The 19,408-nt window shown below is 59.0% G+C and carries 16 protein-coding genes; 10 read left to right on the forward strand and 6 right to left on the reverse strand.

From position 1 onward, the window contains the following. Nucleotides 1-52 precede the first annotated feature (52 nt). The 3 genes from CS390_RS00185 to CS390_RS00195 form a co-directional block, all read right to left on the reverse strand. A complete protein-coding gene (locus CS390_RS00185) occupies nt 53-580 on the reverse strand; it encodes a hypothetical protein (protein ID WP_012269855.1) in 528 nt (175 codons plus the stop codon). Between the two features lie 925 nt (nt 581-1,505). Next, nucleotides 1,506-2,168: a hypothetical protein gene (locus CS390_RS25195; RefSeq protein ID WP_226342902.1), complete on the reverse strand. Its 663-nt coding sequence runs from the start codon at nt 2,166-2,168 to the stop codon at nt 1,506-1,508. Between the two features lie 81 nt (nt 2,169-2,249). Further along, nucleotides 2,250-2,651, reverse strand: a complete 402-nt coding sequence (locus CS390_RS00195; RefSeq protein WP_012269857.1) for a hypothetical protein — start codon at nt 2,649-2,651, stop codon at nt 2,250-2,252. A gap of 777 nt (nt 2,652-3,428) precedes the next feature. Between CS390_RS00195 and CS390_RS00200 the strand changes: the two genes are divergently transcribed. Further along, nucleotides 3,429-4,975, forward strand: a protein-coding gene (locus tag CS390_RS00200) for an IS3 family transposase (protein ID WP_256587615.1) whose coding sequence is annotated in 2 segments (ribosomal slippage) — nt 3,429-3,915 and nt 3,915-4,975 — 1,548 coding nt in all. Because the reading frame shifts where the segments join, the coding sequence is not laid out codon by codon here. Between the two features lie 204 nt (nt 4,976-5,179). Here the strand turns inward: CS390_RS00200 and CS390_RS00205 are convergent. Then, on the reverse strand, nt 5,180-5,608 hold the full coding sequence (locus tag CS390_RS00205) for a GNAT family N-acetyltransferase (RefSeq protein WP_099773212.1): 429 nt from the start codon (nt 5,606-5,608) through the stop codon (nt 5,180-5,182). Between the two features lie 312 nt (nt 5,609-5,920). Between CS390_RS00205 and CS390_RS00210 the strand changes: the two genes are divergently transcribed. The 9 genes from CS390_RS00210 (at nt 5,921) to CS390_RS00250 (ending at nt 17,004) form a co-directional block, all read left to right on the forward strand. Further along, nucleotides 5,921-7,467 (forward strand): IS3 family transposase gene (locus CS390_RS00210; protein WP_256587615.1). Its coding sequence is split into 2 segments (ribosomal slippage): nt 5,921-6,407 and nt 6,407-7,467, totalling 1,548 coding nucleotides; the frame shifts between segments, so codons are not numbered across the junction. 234 nt (nt 7,468-7,701) lie between these two features. Then, entirely contained in the window at nt 7,702-8,766 is a 1,065-nt protein-coding gene (locus tag CS390_RS00215; RefSeq protein WP_256587546.1) for a PAS domain-containing protein, read from the forward strand. Next, nucleotides 8,763-10,217: a sigma-54-dependent Fis family transcriptional regulator gene (locus tag CS390_RS00220; RefSeq protein ID WP_099773214.1), complete on the forward strand. Its 1,455-nt coding sequence runs from the start codon at nt 8,763-8,765 to the stop codon at nt 10,215-10,217. The genes CS390_RS00215 and CS390_RS00220 overlap by 4 nt, the downstream gene beginning before the upstream one ends. A gap of 256 nt (nt 10,218-10,473) precedes the next feature. Continuing rightward, nucleotides 10,474-11,076, forward strand: a complete 603-nt coding sequence (locus CS390_RS00225) for a dimethylamine monooxygenase subunit DmmA family protein (RefSeq protein WP_099773215.1) — start codon at nt 10,474-10,476, stop codon at nt 11,074-11,076. Beyond that, nucleotides 11,073-12,041 (forward strand): PDR/VanB family oxidoreductase, encoded by a 969-nt coding sequence (locus CS390_RS00230; RefSeq protein WP_099773216.1) that lies wholly within the window; start codon nt 11,073-11,075, stop codon nt 12,039-12,041. The genes CS390_RS00225 and CS390_RS00230 overlap by 4 nt, the downstream gene beginning before the upstream one ends. Nucleotides 12,042-12,054: 13 nt before the next feature. Continuing rightward, nucleotides 12,055-13,095 carry a DUF3445 domain-containing protein gene (locus CS390_RS00235; protein WP_099773217.1) on the forward strand — a complete coding sequence of 347 codons (1,041 nt, stop codon included), beginning with the start codon at nt 12,055-12,057 and terminating at the stop codon, nt 13,093-13,095. A gap of 105 nt (nt 13,096-13,200) precedes the next feature. After that, nucleotides 13,201-14,727: an APC family permease gene (locus CS390_RS00240; RefSeq protein ID WP_065760503.1), complete on the forward strand. Its 1,527-nt coding sequence runs from the start codon at nt 13,201-13,203 to the stop codon at nt 14,725-14,727. 87 nt (nt 14,728-14,814) lie between these two features. Further along, nucleotides 14,815-16,239 carry a gamma-aminobutyraldehyde dehydrogenase gene (locus CS390_RS00245; RefSeq protein ID WP_065760502.1) on the forward strand — a complete coding sequence of 475 codons (1,425 nt, stop codon included), beginning with the start codon at nt 14,815-14,817 and terminating at the stop codon, nt 16,237-16,239. A gap of 513 nt (nt 16,240-16,752) precedes the next feature. Beyond that, entirely contained in the window at nt 16,753-17,004 is a 252-nt protein-coding gene (locus tag CS390_RS00250; RefSeq protein WP_065760494.1) for a DUF2790 domain-containing protein, read from the forward strand. 126 nt (nt 17,005-17,130) lie between these two features. Here the strand turns inward: CS390_RS00250 and CS390_RS00255 are convergent, their stop codons facing one another. Next, nucleotides 17,131-17,784, reverse strand: coding sequence for a histidine phosphatase family protein (locus CS390_RS00255; protein WP_157767106.1), 654 nt, complete (start codon nt 17,782-17,784; stop codon nt 17,131-17,133). Nucleotides 17,785-17,933: 149 nt separating this feature from the next. Next, nucleotides 17,934-19,250 (reverse strand): sigma-54-dependent Fis family transcriptional regulator, encoded by a 1,317-nt coding sequence (locus tag CS390_RS00260; protein ID WP_099773219.1) that lies wholly within the window; start codon nt 19,248-19,250, stop codon nt 17,934-17,936. Nucleotides 19,251-19,408: the final 158 nt, after the last annotated feature.

A 19,408-nucleotide genomic window follows, 5' to 3' on the forward strand; every position in this document is an offset into this window, starting at 1 on the left:
GCAGAGCGAGCGCCTACTGAGCACCAGAGATGAATAGTCACAGCCTAGTGGTTTAACGCGGTACTGCTGGTGTACGCAGGGCCGGACTCATTGTTTTTTGAATGGCGCATTGCAGCACATAGAAATATAAAACCCCGGAAGCAAATACGATTGCGGACAGATAAGCAAACTCAGAGTCTAAAACCCCGGAAACCATATACAATTTAATCGTGATAGAACCCATAATAATTCCGGTACAGTACATGACGCCTGTGAACTGATTGCCCAAAAAACTCAGTATGCCGCTGAAGGCATTGTTCGCACTCAACAGCATTGCTTTCAGTATCGTCCAGCCGAGAACTGGCAGAAAAGCCTTGATCATGAAGGCGAATAACATCGACGATGCAAACAGTTTTATCGGGGTTTCTGCCCACGGCTTGATGGTGCCGTCTACTTCAACGCCGGTATACAAGATGATATTCAGAATAATCGCCATAAGGGTGCATATGCCGAGGCGTATCATTTCCCGCTTAAGCGGGGCCATCATTATCACTGCGTGAATCTTGTTTCCAAAGTATCGTTTTAGTCCTTGGATCGACATTTTTCTTCCTATGCTCTCGGGTATGACGCTGTTGTAGCGTTGTATGACGGTCATGCTTTTACCCGAAGAGAGGTGACGCTTCAACGGTCCTGAATTGCGCAGGGGATCTCATGTCCTTCCCCTGGCTGGGTAGCTTGCTGAGAAATTCTCATCTACCTGCGTGGCAACGATGCGGCCACCCCGCCGCCGTCAGAGCTCTGGAGGACTGGCTGCTGTCAGCAACTCATCGAGTGACGGAACCTTAGCGTTTGCACTGAGGACGAGTGTTCTGGATCGGAGTATGGATACATCAAAGAAAGATTCGCACTCGACTCTTCCGTTTACTTCTCTCCAGTGGGTGACTTCTGGTATCAACTCATTAGGCACCGGGTATAGTGCCATAGGGTTATGGAATACCTCCACTTCAGCAGACCACGGCTCGTAGCCATATTGCGGCCAGAGCTGACCGTAGTCGCTGGACGCTACATCCAACAGAAATGGGATACCTCGTGATGCTCCCGGAGAACGGTCGAAAAACTCACCAAACCGCAAGTATCGGTACCCGTCTAGATGAGCTCCACCTGAGATCGGCACTCGGCTGAGCTTTGGCACTGTGCAGGCATTGGTGAAAATGACCGCTGAAAGATGGGCATTTTCCATTAGCGTAAATAGGCCGTTGGGGCGCCCTGATAGCAGAGATGTCTCTTCCTCCACAGTTATCAGGTGCGTACCACGATGCGCAGATGAGTGAACTGCAAAGCCATAGAGATAGCTGATGAGCGACTCCCTGCTCCACAGCATTGAACTGGGCGCATGGAAATCGGCTAAGGCCAGAATGAGCGGCTTACCCTCCACGTGCGGTAGGGATTCGTAACGCTTGTCCAATTTGTTTTGGATGGTCCTCGCAAACCTTTCTGCAGCCGCTCCTAAGAAACGCTCATGTCGGTCAGCGGGTGGGGGGGACCGGCGAGGCGCCAAAATGCTCATACCGCTCTTCCGGGTTGGCTGTCACTGCTTCAACCCAGGCCTCATCTCCCAGCCTATTCTCGATGTGAAAATCGGGTGATTCTTTAGGCTGGGTGACCAAGAGTCCCTGTTCACGAAAAATCGCTAATAGGTGGGCTTCCCAGAGGCGGGTGTGAAAATTCTCAGTCTGGCAATCGGGAACCCAATTTCTGTCTGGGGATGGCAGTGCGAGATACAGTTGATTCAGCGCCCACGCCCCAATACGGCGGCTTGGATCAAATAGTGATTTGAACACCACGCTTGGTGTGCGCTTACCCATTCTGCTTAGAGGAGCACGTCGTCGTTCACCTGAAGGGAGTGGAAGCGGATGGGCTTGGGTATAGAGAAAATGGCTGATTGAGGCGCGGGCTTCAGACTCGCCAGTGGTGCGCTCACTATGGCTGAGGAGCACCCACACGCTATCGACACGACGCCGCAAGGTGACAATTCCGAAGCTGCCGGAATGGATATTTCGGGTTAGAGCGGCACAAGAAATTCCGTCCTCACTAAGCCATGCCCCTACTGGCGGGCTGTCCCCAAACCCCAACCCTCGTGGAAGCGACAAAGCGATTAGATCGAACATCGGCGCAGCAATTTCTTTCATTCGCTGATCTCGGCAGCCGTCAAAATGCATTCCATCAATGCCTCGGAGCGTGCCCGCCGGCGATGGCATCGGTGGAGGTACCTATTGAAGAAGGGGGCCTTGTTCCACCAGGACATCTCGGTTGGTGAAGATGGTCTCAATGGTTGCAGCCTCGGCAGCCACATGAGTCTTTCGCGTGATCTCTTCAAGGGCCAGTTCGAGCCGGTAGTCTTGGAAATACTCGTACAGCTTTTCAGAGCTCTCGGATATCTCCTCCCCACCATTCTTCGCGAACAAGATGTGGATGATCGCTGCGAGTGGGAGAGAGATGTCGAGATCCTTCTCTTCTGCATCTGAATCCGAGTTCAAACCGTCGAAATACCTCTCCAGATGACTCTGGAGCTCCTCAAGCCAGAACTGAGATAGGTTGCTTGGAAGGGAGCTTTCAGGCCCGGTCAGAAGGACTTCATCTCTGAATAGAGCCAGCAGATTGGGGTTTGCCATGGAGGACCTCACGATTAGATTTGAGAGCAACTGGTCAGCATAGTCCACCTCAAGATGACCACCTCCTTGACGCCCATCCTGGTGCTCCTGAGCATCAGACGAGTGAATCGCCCCGAAACCTGTAGATACAAAATGACCGCTTCTCGCCGTTAGCTGCCTTTCTTGAAGGACAGCTTTGGGTCGATAGCGGCCTTCGTGGAGGTTGGTGTCTACGGGGTCGGTTTAGTCAATCTGAATCTCCGGTTTCACCTCCGTGAGGCCGGCCATCGTCATGCATCAGATCTTGATTGACACGCGTGCCGCTTTGGATAGCCTTGCAATTGAGGGCTGCAACTGCGCATTTGTCGGGCCTGGGTACCAGCATGAGCCCCCCGCAATTTTGGCAGCAGAGGAAGCTGGTTCCTCTGAAGTAGTGACGGCGGGCATTGCCAGTCGGATTCTGAACCCAAGGTCGCCAGACTAGGAGCTAAAGGATCGCTGCGACTACTCCTCATCCCTTACCGAAAAGTCACGCGTCGGTCGTAAACGGCCCTTTCCAGGCCAATCAACTTTTGTGATTGGTGAGTAGGGATTTCTCGGCTTTTCTGTGAAAAGCACCCCTTCATTTCACAAAAAAAATGGCGAAGATTCCAATTTCACGGGGTCTGGCCTATCACCTATTTTGTGAACCTACACTGTAGGCTCTCAGAACCGGTGTATGGTCCCCCGCCGCGTCAGGATAGTTGTCGTGTGAGTTGATTCGATGAGTCTTGGTCGGTGGGCGGACGTGAGAGCCGTGTGGCGCGTTATTCGATAGAGCATCGGGAGTGGGTGGTGCGGCAGATGATGCCGCCCTTGAACCGGACGGTGCCGGAGCTGGTGGAAGCGACAGGCATTACTGATGCCACCCTGTATGCTTGGCGCAAACAGGCCAGAGCAGCGGGAGCAGTGGTGCCGGGAGATGGACAGCAGGCCGACCAGTGGTCGAGCCAGGACAAGTTTCGGGTGGTGCTGGAAAGCGCCAGCCTCAATGCGGCTGAGCTGGCGGAGTACTGCCGGCGCAAAGGCCTGTATGTCGAGCAGATCAACGCCTGGCGCGAAGCCTGCGAGCAGGCCAACAGCCTGGCTCAGCCGAGCAAGACCCGGCGCGAACGCGAAGAGGAAAAGGCCGCGAAGAAGCGCATCAAGCAGCTGGAGCGTGAACTACGGCGCAAGGATGCGGCGCTGGCAGAAACCGCGGCTCTGCTGGTGTTGCGAAAAAAAGCCGAGGCGCTCTGGGGGAAGGACGAGGACGAATGATCAGCGCCCCGGATCGCCGTGAAACGCTGCAGTTGATCGAGGACGCCGTGGCGGCGGGAGCGCGGCGGGCGCAGGCCTGCGCCGAACTGGGCCTGTCGCTGCGCAGCCTGCAGCGCTGGCAGCACTGCCCGGAGGATCGGCGTCCTTCGGCACAGCGAGCTGAGCCGGCCAACAAGCTGACCCCGCAAGAGCGCCGCCGCGTGCTGGAGGTTGCCAATCAGCCCGAGTTTGCCAGCCTGCCGCCGCAGCAGATCGTGGCGCGGCTGGCCGATCAGGGCACCTGGCTGGCCTCGGAGTCGACCTTTTACCGGTTGCTGAAGGACGCCGAACAGCAGCATCCGCGCGGCCGTAGCCGCCCACCGGTGAAACGAGCGCTGACGACCCATGTGGCCGACGGCCCGAACCAGCTGTGGTGCTGGGACATCACCTGGCTGCCGACCACGGTCAAGGGCCGTTACTTCTACTGGTACATGATCAAGGACGTCTACAGCCGGAAGCTGGTGGCCAACGAGGTGCATGAAAGTGAAAGCGCCGAGCAGGCCGCCCAGCTGCTACGCCTGGCCTGCCTACGTGAACAGCGAGCAGGCCAGCCGCTGGTACTGCACTCGGACAACGGCAGCGCTATGAAGGGCTCGACCATGCTGGCGGCCATGCAGAACCTGGGTGTGATGCCCTCGTTCAGCCGCCCGCGGGTGAGCAATGACAACGCCTATGCCGAGGCCTTGTTCCGCACGGCGAAGTACTGCCCGCTGTGGCCGGAGCGGCCCTTCGACACGCTGGAGCAGGCCAGGAACTGGGTGAACAGCTTCGTGGCCTGGTACAACCATGAACATCGCCACAGCGCCCTGAAGTTTGTGACCCCGGCGCAGCGACATACTGGCCAGGCGGAAGAGTTGCTGCGCAAGCGTATCGAGCTGTACGAGGCGGCGCGTGCACGGCACCCGGAGCGCTGGAGCGGCAACATTAGGAACTGGGTGCTGGCACCAATCGTGTGCCTGAACCCGGAGCGGGAAGCGGTACTGCAGCAAACATCAAAGGCAGCGTGACACGCTCACGCGACAACTACCTTGAAAATCGCCGGTCCCACAAAAAATGACCGGCCAAGCTCACTCTTTGGAGCTAGGTCGGTTAGCTGAAAAAGCCCGCGCAAGCGGGCTTTTTTACTCACACAGTCATCCGCTTCATTGGAAAACGAGTGCGACTGGATCAGCGCATCTCACCGGATCTGGCTCGTCTTCTTCAGCGTTTCCTCAGTCCTTCAGTTGCTTCTTCAGGTAGTAACGCTGGTGTCCAGGTGGGCAGTCTTCCAGCACGCCCATCACCTGATAGCCCTGCTTCTGATAGAAGTCAGGTGCTTGGAAGCTGTAGGTATAAAGAAAAACGCCCTTGCAGCCCCGGCGTCGTGCTTCTTCTTCTGCCCGCTTCAACAAGTTGCTGCCCAGGCCGTGGCTGCGCAGGGTGTCGTTCAACCAAAAATAGTCGATGTAGAGCCAGCCCATCCCACTGTGGCCGAATAGACCGCCAACGACCTGGCCGCTGCTATCGCGGGCATAGAGCTGGAAATCCGCATAGGTATAGGGGCCAATCTGCCCCACATTGAAGTGTTCCAGACCTTGGCGCACTACCGCCATGGCCTCGGCGTCAGCACCCAAGCTGAAGCTGTAAGTGTTATCCGTCATACACTCTCCTGTGTGGCGTTCTTGGGAAGAACAAATACTCTCATGGCTGCAAACGCTTGTGGTGATGAAACTCCCCTCCTCAACGTCTGCCGGTTGCCAGTGAGTACAAAGCAGATGATCTGCTAATCTCGTGAATAGTGACGTAAAAGGCCAATTCTCTGAATTGGCCTTTTTTGTGTGCGTTCGGAAATCAAATTCCCTCAGCACGCCTGCCAGGGAGGGTTTGCATTTTTGAGGTCCCCGCCGCGTCAGGATAGTTGTCGTGTGAGTTGATTCGATGAGTCTTGGTCGGTGGGCGGACGTGAGAGCCGTGTGGCGCGTTATTCGATAGAGCATCGGGAGTGGGTGGTGCGGCAGATGATGCCGCCCTTGAACCGGACGGTGCCGGAGCTGGTGGAAGCGACAGGCATTACTGATGCCACCCTGTATGCTTGGCGCAAACAGGCCAGAGCAGCGGGAGCAGTGGTGCCGGGAGATGGACAGCAGGCCGACCAGTGGTCGAGCCAGGACAAGTTTCGGGTGGTGCTGGAAAGCGCCAGCCTCAATGCGGCTGAGCTGGCGGAGTACTGCCGGCGCAAAGGCCTGTATGTCGAGCAGATCAACGCCTGGCGCGAAGCCTGCGAGCAGGCCAACAGCCTGGCTCAGCCGAGCAAGACCCGGCGCGAACGCGAAGAGGAAAAGGCCGCGAAGAAGCGCATCAAGCAGCTGGAGCGTGAACTACGGCGCAAGGATGCGGCGCTGGCAGAAACCGCGGCTCTGCTGGTGTTGCGAAAAAAAGCCGAGGCGCTCTGGGGGAAGGACGAGGACGAATGATCAGCGCCCCGGATCGCCGTGAAACGCTGCAGTTGATCGAGGACGCCGTGGCGGCGGGAGCGCGGCGGGCGCAGGCCTGCGCCGAACTGGGCCTGTCGCTGCGCAGCCTGCAGCGCTGGCAGCACTGCCCGGAGGATCGGCGTCCTTCGGCACAGCGAGCTGAGCCGGCCAACAAGCTGACCCCGCAAGAGCGCCGCCGCGTGCTGGAGGTTGCCAATCAGCCCGAGTTTGCCAGCCTGCCGCCGCAGCAGATCGTGGCGCGGCTGGCCGATCAGGGCACCTGGCTGGCCTCGGAGTCGACCTTTTACCGGTTGCTGAAGGACGCCGAACAGCAGCATCCGCGCGGCCGTAGCCGCCCACCGGTGAAACGAGCGCTGACGACCCATGTGGCCGACGGCCCGAACCAGCTGTGGTGCTGGGACATCACCTGGCTGCCGACCACGGTCAAGGGCCGTTACTTCTACTGGTACATGATCAAGGACGTCTACAGCCGGAAGCTGGTGGCCAACGAGGTGCATGAAAGTGAAAGCGCCGAGCAGGCCGCCCAGCTGCTACGCCTGGCCTGCCTACGTGAACAGCGAGCAGGCCAGCCGCTGGTACTGCACTCGGACAACGGCAGCGCTATGAAGGGCTCGACCATGCTGGCGGCCATGCAGAACCTGGGTGTGATGCCCTCGTTCAGCCGCCCGCGGGTGAGCAATGACAACGCCTATGCCGAGGCCTTGTTCCGCACGGCGAAGTACTGCCCGCTGTGGCCGGAGCGGCCCTTCGACACGCTGGAGCAGGCCAGGAACTGGGTGAACAGCTTCGTGGCCTGGTACAACCATGAACATCGCCACAGCGCCCTGAAGTTTGTGACCCCGGCGCAGCGACATACTGGCCAGGCGGAAGAGTTGCTGCGCAAGCGTATCGAGCTGTACGAGGCGGCGCGTGCACGGCACCCGGAGCGCTGGAGCGGCAACATTAGGAACTGGGTGCTGGCACCAATCGTGTGCCTGAACCCGGAGCGGGAAGCGGTACTGCAGCAAACATCAAAGGCAGCGTGACACGCTCACGCGACAACTACCTTGAAAATCGCCGGGTCAGGTGCTGCGAAAATGCAGCAGCGGGGGGCGTTTACTCGCTGAGAGCCCTGGTCTCTCTGCTACTTGAGGTTGGCATGCATTGTGCGCATCTAACCCCGAGCCCATTTCCACTGTTCGGACGCACACATGTCGCTTATTCAAACCCTCGCTGATCGGGGTGCCCTACTTAGCTGCACGGTCTGTAAAAGTGGACGCATGACCAACGTCTCTTCGTCGTTGAGTGACCAACTCGGTTACTCCCCGGTAGAGATGCAGAACTGCAGCATCGAAAGCATCTTCACTGCTGAATCCACGCACCTTCTGCGTAAACTGTTTTCCTGCCCGCCGGCAGATGAAAAGCTGAGCAGCCTGGCGCTTACGTTCATCCGCCACAGCACAAGCCTGTTTCCCGTTCTAGCCAGCGGCTTCCTCGAATGGCGTGACGCCGACGCTCCCAGTATTCACCTCGTGTTTATACCGCTGGGCTCGTTGAGTCACCGCTTGAGTGAACTGCAAAACGCCAACGAAGTCATGACTCAGATGCTCTACAGCGCCAAGGTGGCGTACTGGTGCATCGAGTTCGCTGAAGCGGTGGACATTACCCAGACACCCGATGAAGTCGTCCGTCAGGTGTTCGAAAACCGCTCTTACTGGCGCATGTGTAACCGTGCCATGGCGGATGTTTACGAGATGCCGGCGGACGTCGACTTTAATCAGCAGCCGGTGCGACTTTACTGGCCGCGCAGCCCGGCCAACGAAGAGTTCGTAAGGCGCCTGGTGGAAACCGATTTTTGTGTCGACGGCGCGCTTTCGGTGGACCGCCGCCACGATGGTTCCCCTGCCTATGTGGAGAACGATGTCCGTGCCGCCATCCACGACGGTCGCCTGTTGCGTATGTGGGGCAGCATCCGTGACGTCAGCCAGGAGCTGCGTATGCAGCACGATGCTGAGCAGCGTATCGATGCCTTGCGCCGGGTCTTCGATGCGGTACCGGACGCTGTGCTGGTGATCGACGAAGAGCTGCAACCGCGGTGGCGTAACGCCGCCTTTGAGCAGGCCTTCGGCATCACCCAAGGTGCGAGCATCGCCCACGCCCTGCTCGACCGGTCGCTGCCTGAACGCACCTGGCACAGTCTGCACTTGATCAATCTCAGTGGTCACCTGCAACTGTTCAATGTCCACTGCTCGCGCATCCTCATGCAAGAAGGCGTGGCCTGGAAGGTGGCAGTGCTGCGCGCGGCGGAGCGCACTATCCAGCACAACGGCGAGCTGCATCCATGATCGAGAAAAGTCTCTTGCCGCCCCTGAAGATGGGCATGCGATCTTCGGTCAATGTCAGCAGCGAAGTGCTTTCCGCACTGTTGGAAACCCCTGCGCTGCACGCCCTGTTGGACAGCTTCAGTGAGGCAATCATCCTGTGCGATGGTGAGTCCCGTGTGCGCTTTCTCAATCTTGCCGCGGAGCGGGTGAATCGCCTGTCTCGAGAAGACGCAATCGGCTTGCCCAATGCCGAGTTCTTCCAGCGTTCGGCCGTGAGCTTCGATGATTTCCAGCAAGCTGTTGGACGTGGTGGTAACAGCGCTTTGACCCGCTCCCGCGATGGTCGCATGTTCCTCACCAGCACTCAGGCGGTTCCCACCGGCGCTTACGAAAAGCCCTATACGCTATTGGTGCAGCGCGATTTTGAAGGCCGTGAGAGCCCTCGTCGCACGTCGCAGCAGGCGTTCGCCCCTGCGGAAAATAATGGCCTTGGCGATCCACAGGACAACGCCTTGCACCTCTCGCCGCTGCTCTCCAGCATCGCCGACACTGGCGTACGTGCATTTCGCCGCCGCGCTCGCTTGCTTCTGCTGGGGGAGCCTGGTGTTGGCAAGACCGCCATTGCCCGGCATATCCACCGCGCTGCGGGTTGGGGCGACCGGCCCTTCATTCACGTCAACTGCGGCAGCATTCCGGAAAGCCTGTTTGAGTCGGAGATGTTCGGCTACGAGCGCGGTGCTTTCACGGGAGCCCTGCAGAGTGGCAAGCGCGGCTACATCGAAAGTGCTTCAGGGGGCACCCTGTTCCTTGATGAAATTGGCGAAATCCCTCTGCATGTCCAGGCCAAGCTGCTCAAGTTCCTTGAAGACGGCAGCATTCAGTCGGTCGGCTCGCCATTGAGCAAGACGGTACAAGTCCAGGTGATCGCCGCCACCAACAAGGACTTGCGGCGGCTGGTCGAGTCCGGCGAGTTCCGTGCCGACCTGTACTACCGCCTTGCTGTGCTGCCGGTGGAGATCCCGCCACTGCGCCAGCACCTGGAAGACCTGCCAGTGCTCATGGACATCCTGCTGATGCGCATCAACCGTGACCGCCAGCCCACGCTGCGGTTGTCCGGCGGGTGCCGTCAACGGCTCCTGAGCTATGACTATCCGGGCAACATCCGCGAGCTGGTGAATATTTTTGAGCGCTTGGCTGTGCTGGCTGATGACGAGGCCAGTGAACAGCATCTGCCACCGGAACTGCTGGGGCTTATCGCACCGATTTCCATCAGGCCAACGACTCCACGCCAGGAGACGGATACAGAGCTGCCAGCCGACGACGAACTGGGCGAAAGCCTGAAGGCGCAGGTTCAGCGCTATGAGCGCCAGCTCATTCTCCAGGCAGTCCAGAGCCAAGGCAGCAAGCGCAAGGCAGCCCAGCAACTGGGCATTGATATCGGTACCCTGATTCGCAAGCTGCAACGCGATTGATTTTCCCGGCACAGGGATGTGCCGTCTGCTGCAATTTTCCCCCTCCGCCGCCTCCCATACCGCTGCAAGAATGCCTACGGCACACGCTATTTTTGCCTACGTTCATGCCTGCTAATAATAAAAATCCATAAATTTCAGTGACTTAAAAATTGGCACAGCATGTGCAACAGCAGCCTGCAACCCATCCAGCTGATGGGTCATTGCATCGATGCTGAATGCCCTATCGGGCATTGGCGGTCCTGGAGGTAAAACAACAATGCTGATCACAGGTATCAAGAGTCGGCCGGTCTATGACCAACTGCGCCCCCTGCCGGGTGGAATCCGCCACCTCGTCGCAGGCCAGGGTAGTGGTGGCCGCGCCATGCTGCGTCTGCTGGATGAAATGTCCGAGCAAGGCATGCAGACCACTCTGCTCTATTCACAGGAATCCTTCTCCGGCCTGGACTACCTCGCCGAACTGCAGCAGCGGCAGGTCGCCGAGCTGCGTGTGTACCCCAGCAATCATGAGTTGGTGGCGGATCTGGAGCGCATCCTGGGCAATGCCCGCATGGGCACCCGGCTCTACCTTTCGGGCTCGGAGAGCTTCATCGGTACCGCCATGCAGGTGGCCACCCACTACGACATGAACAGTGACGAGGTGCTCCGCGAGCATGCCGGGTCGTTCGTCCGTCGTATCTGGTGCGTGCACTGCGACAGCTACACCGAGAACGTCACCCAGCGCGTGTTCCAGTGCCCTGGCTGCAACGCAATGTTGGTGGTGCGTGACCATTATTCCCGCCGTCTCGCCGCCTTCCAGGCCGTGAAGGCCGACGCCGAAGTCCCCGGCGAATTGCCAGAAGCAGAGGAGCTCGACACATGAGCTTGAGCAACGGAACCCTGAGTGTGCGGGTTGCCCGCATCGAAGCCGTCACACCGGAAATCAAGCGGTTTACCCTGGTGGCCACCGATGGCGCGCACCTGCCGCCCTTCTCGGGCGGCAGCAACGTGGTGGTATTGATCCCTCACGAAAACGGCACCTACCGCAATGCCTACTCGCTGATGAGTTCGCCGTACGACTCCAGTGCCTACCAGATCGCCGTGCGCCGTGTTGACGAAGGGCGTGGCGGTTCACTGCGGATGCACGAAGCCGTGAACGAAGGTGATGTGCTGGAAATCCTGCGCCCGGTGAACCTGTTCCCGCTGAGCAAGCATGCTCGTCTGCACCTGTTCATCGCCGGTGGTGTCGGCATTACCCCGGTCTGTTCGCAACTGGCCGAACTGCGTCTGCGTGGCACGCCGTTCGAGGTGCATTTGGCCGTACGCGGTGCCGAGCACGCACGCTTGGGCGAAGAGCTGGTGCGCGAGTATGGCGATGCTGTACGCCTGTATCGCAACGATATCGGCCAGCGCCTGGATATCTCGGTTGTCGTCGCCGCTCGCCCGCTGGGCAGCCACCTGTATGTGTGCGGCCCTGAATCCATGATCCAGGATGCCATCGACAGTGCCCATGCCCAAGGCTGGACCGATAGCCACATTCACTACGAGCGCTTTCTAGAACAAGGCAGTGTCGGCGAGGCCTTCAGCGTTACCTTGGCGCGCAGCGGCGCGACCATCGAAGTGTCGCCTGACCAGAGCCTGCTGGAAGCCGCTGAAGCGGCCGGCCACTCGATTCCTTACCTGTGCCGTGGCGGCGCCTGCGGTGAGTGCGAAACCCGCGTGCTCGAACTCGACGGCGAAATCGTCCACACCGACGACTGGCTGTCCGACGAAGACAAGGCCGCCAACACAAAAATCATGCCCTGCGTGTCGCGTGCCAAGTGCTCGCGGCTGGTCATCGACTGCTGAACGGAGAACCACCATGACCATCCAGTTCCGACCCGACGAAACCTACCGCGACGACTACACCTACGCGAACAGCCCCGAGTGCATCGCCCGTGCGCCCTTCCCCTTCCCGGACGACGAGTACATGTACTCAATGAACCTGGAGCCTCACGTGTCGGTGGGCGACGGTGCGCTGAAGGCCGTCTTCGACATCGATGAGCACTACATCAGCGAGTGCCGTGACCGTGCGATCACGCTGGAAAAAGATCCGGGCATGCACTACGTGTCGGCGCCGCACATGATGGAAGCGCAGTGGGACCTGCTCGAGCTGATCATGGAGTCCTACGCCAGCGACTACCCGGAGTACTTCACTTTGGAGAAGGACGGCACTCGCTGGCACTGGACCAACACGCTGCTGAACATCGATGACACCTTCACCTTCGGTGACCCGTCCACCTTGCCCTACGAGCCAATGGAGTACATCACCCGCCAGGCTCAGGGCGACTGGGTACTGCAGGAAGAGCGTGACGGCACCCTCTACTGGGGCGCCGGTATCGCTACCCAGCGCGCCGACTACTCGCTGCGTTTCAACCTCGGCATGGCCTGGCACGAATTTCACGGCCCGGTGCCGCTGCTGAAGGAAACCGGCATGCTCGACCGTGCGCTGAAGTTCCTTCTGCGTCTGCGCTGCGGCCACCCGGTACGCCGCCTGAACTGGTCGCTGACTGTCAATCCGCGGCTCGATGTCTCTGCCGAAAGCCTGCCGGACTGGGCGCCCGACCGCACCACGGTCACCGCCGAGAACGCCGGCAAGCTGGTTTATCTGCGCATTGAACTGCAACCTCTGCACCGCCTGCCGCGCAGCAACGCCATCGTCTTCCCGATTCGCACTTACCTGCTGAACCTGGAAGACATCGCCACCAACCCAGCCTGGGCCAAGCGCATGCACCGCGTGCTCAAGACCCTGAATCAGGAACTGGTGGACTACAAGGGCTTCACCCGGTACCGCGATGCCGCCGTTGAATGGCTCTCGCAGTTTGACGACGGCCAAGATGAGGAGGTGGCCAAGGCTGGATAAGTGTGCATCACGCTTCACCCATAACAATAAAGGCTCTTCGATGAGCAACGGCGGGCAGCGACCCGCCGCCATGCAAACGACTGCCATTCAAATGAGGAAAACAATATGAGTGGGTCTTCTGCGGCAAGTGCAACCGCTTCTCTCGATCAGGACGCCGAGCAACTGCGTGCGCTCGGCTACAGCTCCAACTTCAACCGTAGTATGAGCCTGTGGGAAAACTTCTCCCTGGGCTTCACCTATCTGTCGCCGGTGGTCGGCGTCTACACCCTGTTCGGCCTCTGCCTCGCGGCAGGTGGTCCGCCGATGTTCTGGTCTTACCTGCTGATTGGCCTCGGCCAGATGCTGGTGTGTCTGGTGTTCGGTGAGGTGGTGTCGCAGTTCCCCATCTCTGGTGGCGTCTACCCTTGGGCGCGACGCCTGGTCGGCAAGCGCTGGGCCTGGATGGTGGGTTGGGTCTATGCCTGGGCGCTGTGCGCCACCATCGCCGGTGTCGCCGTCGGTGCGGGCCCTTACATGGCTGCCATGCTTGGTTTTGACGCCAGCTCAAACGCCAACATTTATATCGCCCTCGGCCTGATCCTGATGTCTACCGCACTCAACCTGGTGGGCACCAAGCTGCTCGCCCGAGTGGCCATGTTCGGCTTCCTCTGTGAACTGGTGGGCGCCATTCTGGTGGGCGGCTACCTGTTGATCTTCGAGCGTCATCAACCGATCAGCGTGCTGTTCAACACCTTTGAGCTCAACGTCAACGGCTCCTACCTGCCAGCCTTCCTCGCTGCCTCCCTGGCGGGCCTGTTCCAGTACTACGGCTTCGAGGCCTGCGGTGACGTGGCGGAAGAAACCCCCAACCCCGGCAAGCGCATCCCCAAGGCCATGCGCATGACCATCTACATTGGTGGTGCTGCGGCCATGTTCGCCTGCCTGGCGCTGATTCTGGCAGTCCCGGACATGCAGAAAGTGATCGCTGGCGAAGATACTGACCCGGTTGCCACCATCCTCGCCAATGCCTTCGGCCCGGTAGGTTCGAAACTGGTGATGGCGGTAGTGATGGTCTCCTTCATCTCTTGTGTACTGAGCCTGCAAGCTGCTGCCAGCCGTTTGCTGTTCTCCTACGCACGTGACGAGATGATCGTTGGCAGCAACCTGCTGAAGCGCTTGTCCGCTAACCATGTACCGTCGTTCGCGCTGGTCGTGAGCGGCGTGATGCCGGCGTGTATTGTCTGCCTTGGCCTGTTCATGGCCGATGCCGTGGCAACCATCGTCGGCTTCGCCGCCATTGGCATCTATGTGGCGTTCCAGTTGATTGTGATCGCTGCACTGATCGCCCGTGGCAAGGGCTGGCGCCCGAGCGGCCAGTTCAGCCTCGGTGGCTGGGGGCTGTTGGTGAACATCGCCGCGCTGATCTACGGTGTTGGCGCCATCATCAATATGGTCTGGCCGCGCAGTCCTGATGCGGCCTGGTACATCAACTACTCGATGATTCTGACCACGGTGGTGGTGATGGGCGCAGGCTTCCTCTACATGCTGCTGGCCAAGCCCTATGACAAAGGTACGGCCCCGGCCGGCGACGCCTGGAAGTTCTCCAAGCCTCTGCCCAAGGCCGCTAACGTTGCTGGCGTACCAGTGCGTTAAGCCAACGCCTTTATCAAACCTCCCTACTCATGCTGCCCCCCTTCTCCTTTCAGGGAGAAGGGGCTAAGGCTACCGAAGGACTGAATCATGCAAACCAAACTCCTGATCAACGGCCAACTTGTTGTTGGCGAAGGCCCCAGCATCGCCGTGCTCAACCCGTCCTTGGGGACCGCTCTGGTGGAAATCCCTGAGGCCAGCGCGGCCCAGGTCGATGCTGCCGTGCGCGCCGCCGATGATGCCTTTGCGCTGTGGTCTCAGACTTCGCCGAAGGACCGTTCCACCCTGTTGCTCAAGCTCGCCGATGCCATTGACGCCCATGCCGAGGAACTTGCCCGCCTGGAGTCGCAGAACTGCGGTAAACCCTTCACCGCCGCCTTGAACGACGAGCTGCCGGCCATCGCCGACGTGTTTCGCTTTTTCGCCGGCGCCAGCCGCTGCATGAGCGGTTCGGCAGCAGGCGAGTACCTGCCCGGTCACACCTCCATGATTCGCCGCGACCCGGTGGGCGTGGTTGCCTCCATCGCGCCGTGGAACTACCCGCTGATGATGGCTGCCTGGAAGCTGGGCCCCGCCCTGGCCGCCGGCAACACGGTGGTGCTCAAACCCTCGGAACAGACGCCGTTGACCGCGCTGAAGCTCGCTGAGTTCATCGCCGACATTTTCCCCGCTGGCGTGGTGAACATGGTGTTCGGCCGTGGTCCGAGCGTTGGCGAGCCGCTGGTCACCCACCCTAGGGTGCGTATGGTTTCGCTGACTGGCTCGGTCGCCACCGGCTCGCGGATCATCAGTAGCACTGCCGATAGTGTGAAACGCATGCACATGGAGCTGGGCGGCAAGGCGCCGGTCATCATCTTCGATGATGCTGATATCGACGCCGCCGTAGAAGGCATCCGTACATTCGGCTTCTACAATGCCGGCCAGGACTGCACCGCCGCCTGCCGCATTTATGCACAGAAAGGTATCTACGAGCAGTTCGTGGCCAAGCTTGGCGAAGCGGTGGGCAGCATCCAGCCGGGCCTGCAGGACGACCCGGCCACCGAACTCGGCCCGCTGATTACCGAGCAGCACCTGGAGCGCGTCGAAGGCTTTGTCCAGCGCGCCAGCGCCTTGCCGCACATTCAGGTGGTCACCGGTGGTCATCGCGTCGAAGGCCCTGGCTTCTTCTTTCAACCCACCGTGCTTGCGGGCGCTCGCCAAGACGATGAAATCGTCCGTCGCGAGGTGTTCGGCCCCGTGGTTTCGGTCACGGTGTTCGATGATGAAGAGCAAGTGCTGGGTTGGGCCAACGATTCGGACTACGGTCTGGCTTCGTCGGTCTGGACGTCGGATGTCGGTCGCGCCCATCGCCTGTCTGCGCGCCTGCAATATGGCTGCACCTGGGTGAATACGCATTTCATGCTGACCAGTGAAATGCCTCACGGTGGGGTCAAGCACTCTGGCTACGGTAAGGACATGTCCATGTATGGGCTGGAGGACTACACCGCTGTACGCCATGTGATGTTCAAGCACTGATTGAACTGGTGGTGTCGATAGTGGCCAGCAATGAGGTTGCTGGCCGCTTTCCTTCGTAATTCCGATCTGGAGTGAAGATCATGCAAACAGCATTATCGAGTGCCTGGCATGTTCTCTTGGCCCTCTGGGCTGACCAAGCATTGGTGGCCTGCTGACCATGATGTTGGCCGTGACAAGCAACATGGCGGCGTGCTGCACATTGCCGCCGCTTTCCTCTTTGGCGTAATGCGACCTCTGCAAAATACCCTGTGTTCAAACCGTTTTGGGGCAGGTTGTAGATACGAGGGCGGTCGTCGCGAAGCGATTGTTCCATTTCGCTAAAGAATGCTTTGCCAACATTGGCATTTATCTAAAAGTTCAGCGGAATAGACTGTACACAGCTTCCAAACAAAGCCGCGAAACGCAGACTCCAAAGGGTGTAAGCAAACGACCCTGCCACGTTTCGCAGAGCCTTCAGCCTTACCGATTCCGACTGAAGACGTAGATCGTTTGCATCGTTGGGACACTGTAAAAATGAAACTGTTTACCGCTCTGGTTACCACTGCTTGTGTAATGATCGGCACTCAAATGGCATTCGCTGCCGAAGCACCTGCAGTAGAGCAATACACGTACGGTAGCCACCCTGATATTGCCCACGTGATCCACCAGGATCGTATCCCTGATGTGTGTGGTGTGGTGCAGATGAAAATGACCTACGAAGACCACCAGGGTCAGGTACACACCATGCAGTACGCTGCAATGGGTAACGGTTGCTTTGACAACTAATCGAGTCCCCCGCAAACCCTGAGTTGTTTGCGTGCAAGCAGGATCAAAAAACGCCCCGGTTCAAGGGGCGTTTTTTACTTCGTCAGGAAAACCAAAACGTCCTCGGGTGTGCAGCGATGACGGCTATTACTTCTGGTTCATCCATTCGGTATTAAAGTCTCGCGAGTAAAAGAAACCCAGCGCCCGTGGCTTTTTGTCGCCCTGACCCAGGACGATGAACAGTGACGAGGCATAGGGTGGTTTTTCAGGGGCATGCACATTCAAGTGCTTTTCTATTTCCCGAATGCAATCGCTGTGTGTAACCAGAATCAGGTTGTGTCCCGGGCGCTTAGTTTCAAGCGCGGTCTTAAGCATGATGCCTTTGCAGGCGGCGAGCCACTGCTGCGGCTCGACATCATGGTTAAACATGAAGTTCGCGGTTTGCCGGGTTCTTGTCAGGGGGCTGGTAAAGATATCAGCCTGGTCCAGGCCGAGTGTTTGATAATGCTTGCCCAACTTTACGGCGATGTCTTTACCGCGTTTGGTGATGCCATCTGGGGCATCCAGGCACGGCGCACTGGACAGGTCGCAGCGTTCCGCATGGCGAATCACGACAATAGCGTCACCACTGGCCCATGCCGATTTTAGCGGGGCCAGTTGTGCAGCGTTGCTCTGGGCAAGATTGGTCAGCCGGGGGGTTCTGAATAGAAAGTACGAACCGACAATTACGAGCACGACTGCAAGTACAGTGATAAGCACGTTTCTTGCGCGCTGGTTCGACCCTGTGAAAGACAACGACATAAAGCGGGACCCCATCAAGAGCTAGGCAGATTCAGCCAAGATCTTGCCCGAGGGACCGTGAAGAAACTGTTGTCTCGGCAACTGAAAATCAAGGAATGGTGTTATTGATTTTCTCGCACAGGGTTAAGGGCCGGCATGCCCGGCGCGGCTCACAGCCCCAACTCGCGCAAGCGCCGATACAGTGTTCGCTCACTCATTCCCAACTGTTGGGCCAATTCACTGCGCGAACCTTCAAAGGCTTGGAGTGCTTGTGCCAGTTGGCCAAGGTGATCCTTTTTCCGTCGCTGCGATTGCCCTGCCGTGGCATTGTCAGGTTTCACATCGTCGGGTAAGTGCTCTGCCCTGATGAGGCCATCGTCGGCAAACAAGCGAGCGCGTTCGAGGATGTTTCTCAGCTCGCGAATGTTCCCCGGGTAGGTGTGCAGGCTGAGCCAGTGCATGGCCTGCGGATCTACCCGCGGTGCCTGGGCGCCGGCCATGCGTTGCAACAGGCTGTCGATCAACAGCGGCAGGTCTTCGACCCGCTCGCGCAATGACGGCAGGCGGATCGGAAAGGCACTGATCCGGTAGTAGAGGTCTTCACGGAAGGTGCCGTTGGCAACCATTTCCTTGAGGGGTTTGTGAGTGGCCGAGATCAGGCGGAAGTCCGAGTGAACAGTACGCAGGCTGCCCACCGGGCGGAAGCTGCCTGACTCGATCAGACGCAACAGCTTCACTTGCATTGCCAGTGGTACTTCACCGATCTCATCGAGAAACAGGGTACCGCCATGTGCGGCTTCCGCCAGACCGATCTTGCGTTGCAGAGCGCCGGTAAAGGCGCCCTTTTCATAGCCGAACAGCTCGCTTTCGAACAGTGATTCGGTCAGGCCGGTGCAGTCAACGACCACCAGCGGGCCGTTGGCGCGTGGGCCACTCAGATGCAGCGCACGTGCGAACAGCTCTTTGCCCGTGCCGGACTCACCTTGCAGCAGTACCGGAATCTGTGACGGTGCCGCACGTTGCAGGCTGGCCAGTGCCTGCTTGAACGCTGGCGCCCGGCCAACCAGGCCATGTTGCTGGGGTTGAGCCGAGGCCACGGTGATGCTGGTCAGGCGCTCGACGAACGCGACCACCTCACCCTGCTCATCGAGGATCGGCCGTAGTTCCACATCGACATGTTCCGGACCACGCGGCGTGTGGTGAATATGCAGCATCCGCTCGGGCACACGGCTTTCTCTCGCCTTGCGCATCGGGCAATGCTCGCCGGCCTGATCGCAGGGTACGGCGTAGTGATGGGAGACCTGGTGGCACTTCGCGCCAAGGGTTGATTGGCCTTCTACGCCGAACTGACGTTGGTACGCACTGTTGGCAGCAAGGATGTTGTAGTGAGTATCCAGCACGATGGTGGGCTGAGGGTCATGTTCGAGGTATGACACCAGCGCCTGAACGGCGGGGATTTTCGGGGCAACGGTAATCAACTGAGACATGGCGACACCTGGGCAATCACACCAAGAGCTTACCCGAAGGCGACGAAGACTGCCAAAAACTGCCAGGTACTGCCACGTCACTGCCAAATGGCGCGGCAGTCTGTTCGCTGAGGTACAGCCGGGCCCTGTAAACGCGGGGGCTACGCCTTTCCCGACCG

Source organism: Pseudomonas sp. HLS-6 (genome assembly GCF_002753995.1).
Classification (GTDB): Bacteria; Pseudomonadota; Gammaproteobacteria; order Pseudomonadales; family Pseudomonadaceae; genus Aquipseudomonas; species Aquipseudomonas defluvii.